Source organism: [Mycobacterium] manitobense (assembly GCF_025821665.1).
GTDB lineage: Bacteria > Actinomycetota > Actinomycetes > Mycobacteriales > Mycobacteriaceae > Mycobacterium > Mycobacterium arseniciresistens.
The window spans coordinates 38,487-48,919 of sequence record NZ_JACKSJ010000004.1 but is presented as its reverse complement, the minus strand read 5'-3'; the positions used below and the strand labels follow the sequence as shown (position 1 = coordinate 48,919).

Below are 10,433 nucleotides of genomic sequence, written 5' to 3'. Positions count from 1 at the left end.
TCAGCGGACTCGGCGGGCTCGGCCGGTTGGGCTTCGGTGTCCGGGTGCTCGTCGGGTCCGTTCACGACATGGATGACGAAGGGTGCGGCGACGGCGTCCTTGCTCGGGCAGTCGGGATTGCCGCATTGGCACTGCAGGTGGTCGGCGCCGCTGGAGATGGCTTCGATGGCATCGACGCGGCGCTGCTTCTTGGTGCGGGGATCGGCCGGGCAGACGGTGTCGGCGAGCGCGTCGAGGCGGTTGTCGAACACTCGGGCCCCGGCGGTGGGCATGGTGCCGCCGANANTGCTCATGCCGTCGAGGCCGTCGATGACCCAGATCTCACGCTCGTCGGCTGCTTTCTGGCGGCGCCGCACCGCATCTCGATCGTGTGTGGCGATGACGCGGTCGACATATCCGCACATCTGGCCGTAACTGAGCCGCATCAGCCGGGCCGACGCACCTGCCAGGGTGGCGTCGACGTGGGTCAAGACGGCGGGGTCGGTGATCAGGGTCGTGCGCTGCAGCAGCGTCTCGACGATGGGCAGACTCAGTTCACCGGCGCGGAACATCGCCGCGACCAACGGTAGGCGTTCACGCAGCCCGCGGGCGAGGCTGACCTGATCCTTGGCCCGCTCGTAGGCGATGTTGAGGGCGGCGCCGATCTCGACGGCCACCGCGGATTCGGTGTCCACGGCCCACTGGTCGCTGAGCTCATCGCGCTCTGAAATCCGCAGTGCATACACCTCGCCGATCGCGGTCAACCGCGCTGCGGCCTGCTGATTCTCCCGCCGCGCCGCCGCCACCACAACCGAGATCAGTTCGCGCGCCTCGACCGACTCCGGACGCGCGACGGCCAGCACCTGATCGAAGCTTGCCTGCGCCGGATCGAACATACATTCGATTATTGCAGAGGGGTACGACAACTCACGCTTTCGACTCCCCCGCCGTCTACATGATGAGAGGAGGACGCCCATGAGCATCCGACACACCGTGATCGACAGCCCGCTCGACGACTTGACGCTGGCCGCCGAGGGCGACGCGCTGACCGGTCTGTATTTCCAGGGGCACTGGCCAAGACCGGCGAAGAACGGCTTCGGCCCACGCGTCGACGCGGACACCGACCCGCTGCTGGCCGAGGCGCAGAACCAGTTGTGCGACTACCTTGTCGGCGCCCGCACCACACTCGATTTGCCGATCGATCCGCGCGGTGACATCACGCAGCGACGTGTCTGGGAACAGCTCACCACGATTCCCTACGGCGCCACGGCGACGTACGGCGAACTGGCGGATACCGCCGGCGGCTTGACGGCCCGCGAGATCGGTCAAATCGTCGGCCGCAACCCGCTGAGCATCGTGATCCCGTGCCATCGGGTGGTGGGCAAGGCCGGACGGCTGACCGGCTACGCGGGCGGCGTCGCACGCAAGAAGCTGCTGCTCGATCTGGAGGAGCCTGCGGAGCTCAGGGCGGCGAGGCTCTTTTGATGAGCGGGGCGGTGCATCACCATGATTGGCAGCGACGCGTGGACTCCGCCGCTTGGGCGGGGGTCGCCGCCGAACTGGACGAGTTCGGCGGCGCCCTGCTGCCCGCGCTGCTCTCCCCCGCCGAGGCGGCTGAGCTACGCGGCCGGTACGACGACGACGCACAGTTCCGCTCGACGATCGACATGAGCAGATACCGCTTCGGCCGCGGCGAGTACCGGTACTTCGACCGCCCGCTACCCGAGCCCGTCGAGCAGCTCAAGCACGCGCTCTACCCCCGCCTTCTGCCGATCGCGCGGGACTGGTGGTCCCGGCTCGGACGTGAGGCCCCCTGGCCCGACAGTCTCGACGAGTGGCTGGCCGCATGCCACACCGCGGGCCAGACCCGGTCGACGGCAATCCTGCTCCGATACGGCCCCGGCGACTGGAACGCGCTACATCGGGACCTGTACGGAGACATGATCTTTCCCCTGCAGGTGGTGATCGGTCTCAACGAGCCCGGCATCGACCACACGGGCGGCGAGTTCCTGCTGCTCGAGCAGCGCCCCCGCGCACAGTCCCGCGGCACCTCGACGACGGTGCCGTTCTGCCACGGGTTCGTGTTCACCACGCGTGAAAGGCCGGTGCGCTCCGCCCGCGGCTGGAGTGCCGCGCCGGTCCGCCACGGCGTGTCGACGGTCCGGTCCGGCGAGCGGTTCACCCTCGGCCTGGTGTTCCACGACGCCACCTGAGCCTCGGCCTAGTGCGTCACCCGGCGCAGCACGATGACGTTGTCGAGCAGGGTCCCCGCCTCACCGTCCGGGCCGGTGGCGGAACGCTCGACCGGCTCGGCGCGAACCCGTTGCCACTCGGCGGGATCGAGTCCGATGGGGTCGATCACCTCGTCGACCGACAGGAAGCGATGCTTGCGCGCCATCTCATGTGCCCACGGCGGCGCCGCACCATGGTCGACGACGATCAGCACTCCACCCGGCGCGACCGCGGCGACGGCGCGGCGCAGCACCGTGTCACGGTCGAAGTCCAGCGGCGACTGCAGGAACTGCGCTGACACCAGGTCGAACTCGCCGTCGGGGAAGCTCTCCAGCAGATCGTGACGCTGGAAGTCGATCCGCGCCGTCACCCCGGCCGCCTCCGCGGCGGCGGCCGCCCGGTCCAACGCCGTCGGCGAGATGTCGACCGCCGTCACAAGCCATCCGTGCTCGGCCAGCCACACGGAGTCCCCGCCCTCGCCACAGCCGAGATCGAGAGCACGCCCCGGCGAGAGCGGCGCGGCCGTCTCGGCGAGCCAGGGATTCACCCGGCCGCTCCACACCCGCTCGCGCGCGCCGTACAGCTCGTCCCAGAACTTTTGCGCCTCAGACATTCACGTGTTCCTTCCATTCGGGGACCGGCAACCCGTGGTCGTCGGCCATCGAGGTCTGCATCACCGACGCGCCGGCCAGCGATCCGGCGGCCACCGCCGCCGCGACCTGCGGCACCTGTACGCACACGTCACCCGCGGCGAACACGCCGGGCACCGACGTGCGTTGCAGGTCATCGACGGCCACCGCGTCCTCGGCGAGGGGGTGTGATTCCTGGAACCGCACGCCCAGCTGAGCGGCGAGCGGTGAACGCTGACGCAGCCTCGGGGTCACCATCAGGGCGCGCCGGTCGATGCGCGCCCCCTCGGCGAATTCGATTGCCTCGAGCCCGTCGTCGACGATCCGCAGCCCCGCCACCGTGCGTTCGTCGATGTCGACCCCGGCCGCGGTCAGTCGCGCGCGGTCCTCGCTGTCCAGGTCCGCCGGTCCGTCGGTGAGCACCACGACGTCGTCGCTCCATCCCCGCAACAGCAGCGACGCGTGCACGGCGCGTGGTCCGCGGGCGAGCACTGCGACGGGTTGATCCCTGACCTCCCAGCCGTGGCAGAAGGGGCAGTGGAACACCGACCTGCCCCACAGCCGGTCCACCCCCGCCAGCGCCGGGACGTCGTAGGACATCCCGCCCGCCAACACGATTCGCCGCGTCGCGACCCGTCGACCGTCCTGCAGCAGCAGGGCGAACCCGCCGTCGGTACGCTGGGCGTCGACCACTTCACCGGTCTGCAGCTCCACGGAGGGATACGCCGCCAGTTCGGATCTGCCCGCCGCGTACAGTTCCGCAGGCGCCCGGCCGTCGAACCCCAGCAGCCCACCGATTCCGTGCGCGGACAGGTTGCTCTGCGCGCCGGCGTCGACCACCAGTGTCCGTCGCCGCGCACGTCCCAGCACCAGCGCAGCACTCAAACCCGCGGCGCCGCCGCCCACCACCACACAATCCCAGATCTCGTCCATGTCCCGAGGTTGCCGCGCACACCAGTCAAGTGCCAAGCTGTTTTGCCATGCAGGCAAAGACGGCGGAGGAAGACAGCGTCGACCAGCGGGTCCGGCGGCGGTTACGGGAGTTGCGGACACAGCGCGGGCTCACGCTCGAGGAGGTGGCGAACCGGTCGAGCATCGACGTGTCGACGCTCAGCAGGCTGGAATCGGGCAAGCGTCGCCTCGCTCTGGACCACCTGCCGCGCCTCGCCGCCGCACTGTCGGTGAGCACCGACGACCTGCTGCGCGCGCCCGACGCCGAGGACCCACGGGTGAAGAGCAGCTCACGCACCCATCACGGCGTCACCTACTGGCCGCTGACCCGGCAGGGCCCGGCAAGCGGCCTGCACGCGTTCAAGATCCGGGTCAGCGCGCGGCGCCGCAAGCCGCCGGAGGAACTGCCGGTGCACGAGGGGCAGGACTGGATGTACGTGCTCTCGGGCCGACTGCGGTTGATCCTGGGCGACCAGGATTTCACCGTCAAACCCGGTGAGGCGGTGGAATTCTCGACATGGACGCCACACTGGTTCGGCGCCGTGGAGGAAGCGGTCGAGGCGCTCGCGATCTTCGGGCCGCACGGCGAGCGCCTGCACCTGCACACGTCCTGATCGGCGCCTCCGGTCAGAGATAGGACGTCTGGTTCACCAGCCGCACCGACGCAGCGCCGTCGGGGTAGAACTCGGCGATGCTCAGGGAGGCCAGGTCGAGGTGCAGCCGGTAGAGGATCGTGGGCCCGGCGTCGAGCGCCAACCGCAGCATGGTCTTGATCGGCGTCACGTGGGACACCACCAGGACGGTCGCGTCGCCGTGCTCGGCGATGATGCGGTCGCGTGCCCGCCGGACGCGGTGCGCCACGGTGTCGAAGCTCTCGCCGCCGGGCGGGTCGATGGCGGTGTCGCGCAGCCACCGCGAGTGCAGTTCGGGATCGCGCTCGGAGGCCTCGGAGAACGTCAGGCCCTCCCAGTCACCGAAGTCCGTTTCGATGAGGTCTTCGTCGACGCTGAGGTCGAGCCCGAGGGCTTTGGCCGCCGCCGCGGCGGTGTCGTACGCGCGTTGCAGCGGCGACGTCACGACGGCCGCGATCCCGCCGCGCTCACCGAGGTATGCCGCCGCGGCGTCGGCCTGCCTGCGGCCCAGTTCGGTCAACGCCGGATTGCCTCGGCCGGAATAACGCCGCTGCACGGACAATTCGGTCTGCCCGTGCCGCAGCAGCATCAGCCGGGTGGGTGCGCCCCGGGCACCGGTCCACCCCGCCGGGTTGGACACCACCTGTGTCGACGCAGATGGGTTCTCCGCCGGTTCGGACGGGCCGTCACCGATTCCCGCGGCGGCGTCCATGGCTTCGTTGGCCAGCCGGTCGGCGTGGGAGTTCTGTGCGCGCGGTATCCAGCGGTACTCCACCCGCTCGAATCTGCCCGCCACACCCTGTGCTTCGCGGTGCAGTTCGACCAGGTCGGGATGCTTGACCTTCCAGCGGCCGCTCATCTGCTCGACCACCAGCTTGGAATCCATGGCGACCGCCACCTCGGTGGCGCCCACCGCGGCGGCCTCCTCGAGTCCCGCGATCAGCCCGCGGTACTCGGCGACGTTGTTGGTGGCACGTCCGATCGCCTGCTTGCTCTCGGCCAGAACGGTGGCACGGTCGGACGAGAACACCACCGCACCGAAGCCGGCGGGACCCGGATTGCCGCGCGACCCGCCGTCGGCCTCGACGATCACCTTCATCAGCCGTTGTCCTTGACCCGCAACAGGATCGCACCGCACTCCGGGCATCGGAGCACCTCGTCCTCGGGCGCGGCGGAGATCCTCGCCAGTTCGCCGCGGTCGATCTCGATCCGGCAGGCGCCGCACCGCCGGCCCTGCAGCGCGCCCGCCCCGGGACCGCCCCCGGACCGCTGACGCTCGTAGAGTTTCACCAGCTCGGCGTCGAGTGCTTCGACGAGTTCGTCACGGCGCTCGGCACGTTGGCGCCGGGTCTGGCCGAGTTCGTTGACCGCCGCGTCCCGCGCCGCCCGGGCGGCACTCAGACCGGTCTGCAGGTCGTCGATGTCGGTGAGCGCCGCCGCCTGCTGCTCCTGCAACTCCTCGCGCCGCTCCATCACCTCCAGCAGCGAGTCCTCCAGGCTGGCCTGCCTGCGCTGCAGCGTCTCGAGTTCGTGCTGCAGTTCGGTGATCTGCTTGGCGTTGGTGGCGTTGTCGAGCAGTGAGCGGTCCCGGTCCTCCCGCTTGCGCACCGAGTCGATCTCACCTTCGAGCTTGGTCGCCTGGCCCTCGAGATCGTCCAGCGCGATCCGCAGAACGGCCAGCCTGTCGTTGGCCGCGCTGTGCTCGGCCTGCACGGCGTCAAATTTTTGCTGCTCGGCGAGGTTCTTGGTCCGGTGGTCGATGCGGCTCAGCTCGGCGTCGACCTGGGCCAGCTCGAGCAATGAACGCTGGTGCACTACTTCGGCTTTCATGTCCTCTTTTCCGTACGGTCGTCCTCGACGTTCCACGGGTCGGTGCGCACCGGGCACACCTGCACCGGCAGTGCGGCGCCGAACCGGCCGCGCACGAGCTCGGCGGCCTGGTGGCACCAGGGGAATTCACTCGCCCAGTGCGCTACGTCGACCAGCGCGACCGGCGAGCCCCGCCGGTGCTCGTCGGCGGGATGATGGCGCAGGTCGGCGGTGACGTAGGCCTGCACGTCCGCGGCCGTCACGGCGTCCAGCAGGGAATCCCCCGCGCCGCCGCACACTGCCACTCTGGACACCGTCGCACGCGGATCGCCCGCGGCGCGCACCCCCCACGTCGTCTCGGGCAGTGCGGCGCGGACCCGCGCGACGAACACCGAGAGCGGTTCTGGGGCGGGCAGCTCGCCGATCCGGCCGAGGCCGGTGTCGCCCAGCAGCGGCGCCAGCGCGAAGACGTCGAACGCGGGTTCCTCGTAGGGATGGGCGGATCGCACGGCGGCCAGGATGTGTGCCCGCAGCTTCGCCGGTGCGATCACCTCGACCCGGTCCTCCGGCACCCGCTCGACGGCGCCGACGCTGCCGATCGCCGGGTTCGCGCCGTCGTGCGGCAGGAACTGACCGGTTCCGGCGACGGTCCAGCTGCAGTGCGAGTAGTCACCGATGTGGCCGGCGCCTGCTGCGAAGAGCGCCTCGCGCAGCGCGTCGGAATCCTCGGTCGGCACGTAGACGACCCACTTGTCCAGGTTCGTACCCGGGCCGGACGGGGACAGCGCGTCGCCCACCTCGAGCCCGATCGCCTCGGCCAGTGCGTCGGAGACGCCGGGTCGGGCGATGTCGGCGTTGGTGTGCGCGGTGAACAGGGCCCGGCCTGAGCGCAGCAACCGGTGCACCAGCGCGCCCTTGGGGGTGCTCGCCGCCACGGTGTCCACACCGCGCAGCAGCAGCGGGTGGTGCGCCAGCAACAGCCCGCCGTCGGGCACCTCGTCGATGACGTCGGCGGTGGCGTCAACCGCGACCGTCACGGACGTGACGGCCTCGTCGGGATCGCCGCACACCAGGCCCACCGAATCCCAGCCCTCGGCCAGCCCGGGCGGATACGCGTCGTCGAGGACGTCGATGATCTCGGCCAGACGGACACTCCCCACATCACGACAGTAATGGGCGGTCCGTCCGGTGGGATTTCGGGACGACGCACCGCGTCGGGGACAATGGCGGTGTGACGGACACGCTGGACAGCACGCTCGCCGGGACGCGACCGCAGCTGGTCCTCTTCGACCTCGACGGAACCCTGACCGACTCCGCCCGCGGGATCGTGTCGAGCTTCAAGCACGCGCTCGCCGAGGTCGGCGCCACGGTGCCCGACGGCGACCTGGCCGGCCGGATCATCGGGCCGCCGATGCACCACACGCTCGGGGCGATGGGGCTCGGGGACCGCACCGCCGCCGCGGTCGCCGCCTACCGGGCCGACTACACGACGCGCGGCTGGTCGATGAACAGCCTGTTCGACGGCATCCCCGGCCTGCTGGCGGATCTGCGGGCGGCCGGCGTGCGGCTGGCGGTGGCCACATCGAAGGCCGAACCCACGGCGCACCGCATCCTCGAGCACTTCGGTCTGGCCGACCACTTCGAGGTGATCGCCGGCGCCAGCGTCGACGGCTCGCGCGCCGCGAAGGCCGACGTGGTGGCCCATGCGCTGGCGAAGCTGACGCCGCTGCCCGAGCGGGTGCTGATGGTCGGCGACCGCAGCCACGACGTCGAGGGCGCCGCCGCGCACGGCATCGACACGGTGGTGGTCGACTGGGGCTACGGCCGCACCGATTTCACCGAACCCGGCGCTGTGCGCGGGCGGGCGCACGTGGCCACCGTGGCCGACCTGCGCGAGGTGCTCGGTGTCTGACCCACGGCGGGCAGGAGCGACGCGACCCGGGGATGAACCACTGCACGTCACGTTCATCTGCTCGGGCAACATCTGCCGCTCGCCGATGGCGGAGAAGATGTTCGCCCATCAGATCGCCGAGCGCGGCCTGGCCGAGGTGGTGCGGGTGAGCAGCGCGGGCACCGGCGGCTGGCACGCGGGCGACCCGGCCGACAGCCGCGCCGGTCGCGTCCTGCGTGCCCACGGCTACCCGTCGGCCCACTGCGCGGCGCAGGTCGACGACGACCACCGCAGCGCCGACCTCGTGGTGGCGCTTGGCCGCAACCACCTGCGCATGCTCGGTGAACAGGGCGTGCCGTCCAACCGGCTGCGGATGCTGCGCTCGTTCGACCCGCGCTCGGGCGCGCACGCGCTGGACGTCGACGACCCCTACTACGGCACCCAGGACGATTTCGAGGACGTGTTCCGGGTGATCGAAGCGGCGCTGCCCGGCCTGCACGACTGGGTGGACGAACGCCTCGCCGAACGCGGGCTGGCCAGCTGATGCGACGGTGGGCGTTCTTCCTGCGACCGGGCTGGCTCGCCCTGTTCGTCGTGGTGATGGCGTTCGCCTACCTGTGTTTCACCGTGCTGGCGCCGTGGCAGCTCGGCAAGAACACCAAGACCTCCCGAGAGAACGACCAGATCGCCTACTCGCTGACCGCGGATCCGGTTCCGGTGACAACCCTGCTGCCGCAACAGAATTCGTCGGCGGTCGACGACCAGTGGCGGCGGGTGACGGCGACCGGGCACTACCTGCCCGACGCACAGGTGCTGGCCCGGCTGCGGGTGGTCGACGGCGACCCCGCCTACGAGGTGCTGGTGCCGTTCGCCGTCGACGGCGGGCCCACCGTGCTGGTCAACCGCGGGTACGCCAAACCGGAGCAGGGCTCCCAGGTGCCGCCGATCGACCCCGCGCCGGGGGGCACGGTCACCATCACCGCGCGGCTGCGCGACTCCGAACAGGTTGCGGCCGACAAGAAGCCGATGCGCGCCGAGAGCTTCGAGCAGGTGTACTCGATCAACACCGCGCAGGTCTCGGCGCTGACGGGTGTCCCGCTCACCGGTTCCTACCTGCAGCTCGTCGAGGACCAGCCCGGCGGCCTCGGGGTCATCCCGCTGCCGCACCTCGACGCCGGGCCGTTCCTGTCCTACGGCATCCAGTGGATCGCGTTCGGCATCATCGCCCCCATCGGGCTGGGCTACTTCGTGTACTCCGAGATCCGGCAGCGCCGACTGGAGAAGGCCGCGGCGGCCGCGGCGGCAGCGGCCCCGCCTGCGCCACTCACCGCCGAACAGAAGATCGCCGACCGCTACGGCCGGCGGCGCTGAGCAGAACGGCCAGCACCGCGGCGGCCAGCTGCACGGCCCGCGACAGCCGCACCGCCCTGCCGACGTCCGCGGCCTCCGGGATGCGGCCGTCACCGAGGGTGGGGCGGATCTCCAGCTCGTGGGCGTACTGCGTCGGCCCGCCAAGCCGCACTCCGAGCGCACCGGCGAACGCCGCCTCCACCACGCCGGCATTCGGGCTCGGATGGCGCGCGGCGTCGCGCCGCCAGGCCCGCACCGCGGCCGCGGGCGAGCCGCCGACCACCGGGGCGCACAGCGCCACCAGCAGACCGGCGACCCGGGCCGGGAGGTAGTTCAGCACGTCGTCCAGACGCGCCGCGGCCCAGCCGAAGTTCGCATAGCGCGGCGAGCGGTGCCCGATCATCGCGTCGAGGGTGTTCGCGCCGCGGTAGACCAGCACGCCGGGCACGCCGGCCACCGACGCCCACCACAGCGGCGCCACCTGCGCGTCGGAGGTGTTCTCGGCGATCGACTCGACCGTCGCACGCGTCAGGCCCGCCGCGTCGAGCACCGACGGGTCACGGCCGCAGAGTGACGGCAGCAGCCGGCGAGCGCCGTCGAGGTCGCCGGCGTTCAGCAGCGCGGACATGTCGGCTCCGACCTGTGCGAGCGACGTACCGCCGAGCGCGACGAACGTCGCCAGGCCCGTCACCGACGCGGTCACCAATCCGCCACCGCGCCGCGACGTCCGCTGCGCCGACACGCCGAGCGCGGTGAGCAGACCGAGCAGCACGCCGGTGTGCGCGGCCCCGGCGGCACGGCTGTCGGCGTAGGTCGCCCGTTCCAGACCGGCGGCGGCGCCGCCGAACAACGCCACCGGATGGCCGCGCCGCGGATCGCCGAACGCGAGATCGGCCGCACACCCGGCCGCCACCCCCGCTGAGATCGACACGCAGGGAAGCGTCTCACGGCTGATCATGA

General features: G+C 71.1%; 13 protein-coding genes. 6 read left to right on the top strand and 7 right to left on the bottom strand.

Annotation, left to right across the window (positions count from 1 at the left end; translation table 11 throughout):
- Window positions 1-875: DUF222 domain-containing protein (locus H7I41_RS00365; protein WP_264010557.1), on the bottom strand; the 875-nt coding region annotated here is incomplete at its 3' end.
- 79 nt (window positions 876-954) lie between these two features.
- On the opposite strand from H7I41_RS00365, the gene H7I41_RS00360 reads away from it, so the two are divergent.
- Together H7I41_RS00360 and H7I41_RS00355 are read left to right on the top strand one after the other, a co-directional pair.
- Complete coding sequence (locus H7I41_RS00360; RefSeq protein ID WP_264010556.1) at window positions 955-1,464, top strand: methylated-DNA--[protein]-cysteine S-methyltransferase; 510 nt, start codon at window positions 955-957, stop codon at window positions 1,462-1,464.
- Window positions 1,464-2,192 (top strand): 2OG-Fe(II) oxygenase, encoded by a 729-nt coding sequence (locus H7I41_RS00355; RefSeq protein WP_276008107.1) that lies wholly within the window; start codon window positions 1,464-1,466, stop codon window positions 2,190-2,192. The genes H7I41_RS00360 and H7I41_RS00355 overlap by 1 nt, the downstream gene beginning before the upstream one ends.
- An 8-nt stretch (window positions 2,193-2,200) precedes the next feature.
- Here the strand turns inward: H7I41_RS00355 and H7I41_RS00350 are convergent, their stop codons facing one another.
- Both H7I41_RS00350 and H7I41_RS00345 read right to left on the bottom strand, forming a co-directional pair.
- The gene (locus H7I41_RS00350; RefSeq protein WP_264010555.1) at window positions 2,201-2,824 is read right to left on the bottom strand and encodes a class I SAM-dependent methyltransferase; all 624 of its coding nucleotides are present in this window, start codon (window positions 2,822-2,824) and stop codon (window positions 2,201-2,203) included.
- The gene (locus H7I41_RS00345) at window positions 2,817-3,773 is read right to left on the bottom strand and encodes an NAD(P)/FAD-dependent oxidoreductase (RefSeq protein ID WP_264010554.1); all 957 of its coding nucleotides are present in this window, start codon (window positions 3,771-3,773) and stop codon (window positions 2,817-2,819) included. The genes H7I41_RS00350 and H7I41_RS00345 overlap by 8 nt, the downstream gene beginning before the upstream one ends.
- Window positions 3,774-3,820: 47 nt before the next feature.
- Between H7I41_RS00345 and H7I41_RS00340 the strand changes: the two genes are divergently transcribed.
- Window positions 3,821-4,405, top strand: a complete 585-nt coding sequence (locus H7I41_RS00340; RefSeq protein ID WP_264010553.1) for a type II toxin-antitoxin system RelB family anti-toxin — start codon at window positions 3,821-3,823, stop codon at window positions 4,403-4,405.
- A 13-nt stretch (window positions 4,406-4,418) separates the two neighbouring features.
- Here the strand turns inward: H7I41_RS00340 and H7I41_RS00335 are convergent, their stop codons facing one another.
- Genes H7I41_RS00335 through H7I41_RS00325 form a run of 3 tightly spaced genes read right to left on the bottom strand, consistent with a single transcriptional unit; the run spans window position 4,419 to window position 7,392 of the window.
- Window positions 4,419-5,522, bottom strand: coding sequence for a bifunctional RNase H/acid phosphatase (locus H7I41_RS00335; RefSeq protein WP_264010552.1), 1,104 nt, complete (start codon window positions 5,520-5,522; stop codon window positions 4,419-4,421).
- Window positions 5,522-6,253 carry a zinc ribbon domain-containing protein gene (locus tag H7I41_RS00330; protein ID WP_264010551.1) on the bottom strand — a complete coding sequence of 244 codons (732 nt, stop codon included), beginning with the start codon at window positions 6,251-6,253 and terminating at the stop codon, window positions 5,522-5,524. Before H7I41_RS00330 ends, H7I41_RS00335 begins: the two co-directional genes overlap by 1 nt.
- Window positions 6,250-7,392 (bottom strand): Nif3-like dinuclear metal center hexameric protein, encoded by a 1,143-nt coding sequence (locus H7I41_RS00325; RefSeq protein WP_264010550.1) that lies wholly within the window; start codon window positions 7,390-7,392, stop codon window positions 6,250-6,252. The genes H7I41_RS00330 and H7I41_RS00325 overlap by 4 nt, the downstream gene beginning before the upstream one ends.
- A 71-nt stretch (window positions 7,393-7,463) precedes the next feature.
- Here H7I41_RS00325 and H7I41_RS00320 point away from each other — a divergent pair, with 71 nt between their 5' ends.
- From H7I41_RS00320 to H7I41_RS00310, 3 genes are all read left to right on the top strand, one after another.
- Complete coding sequence (locus H7I41_RS00320; protein ID WP_264010549.1) at window positions 7,464-8,144, top strand: HAD-IA family hydrolase; 681 nt, start codon at window positions 7,464-7,466, stop codon at window positions 8,142-8,144.
- A gap of 85 nt (window positions 8,145-8,229) precedes the next feature.
- Window positions 8,230-8,667: an arsenate reductase/protein-tyrosine-phosphatase family protein gene (locus H7I41_RS00315; RefSeq protein WP_505011353.1), complete on the top strand. Its 438-nt coding sequence runs from the start codon at window positions 8,230-8,232 to the stop codon at window positions 8,665-8,667.
- Window positions 8,667-9,494 carry an SURF1 family cytochrome oxidase biogenesis protein gene (locus H7I41_RS00310; RefSeq protein ID WP_264010547.1) on the top strand — a complete coding sequence of 276 codons (828 nt, stop codon included), beginning with the start codon at window positions 8,667-8,669 and terminating at the stop codon, window positions 9,492-9,494. Before H7I41_RS00315 ends, H7I41_RS00310 begins: the two co-directional genes overlap by 1 nt.
- Here H7I41_RS00310 and H7I41_RS00305 read toward each other — a convergent pair.
- Window positions 9,448-10,431 (bottom strand): cobalamin biosynthesis protein, encoded by a 984-nt coding sequence (locus H7I41_RS00305; protein WP_372503617.1) that lies wholly within the window; start codon window positions 10,429-10,431, stop codon window positions 9,448-9,450. The two genes, H7I41_RS00310 and H7I41_RS00305, sit on opposite strands and share 47 nt — an antisense overlap.
- Window positions 10,432-10,433 lie beyond the last annotated feature (2 nt).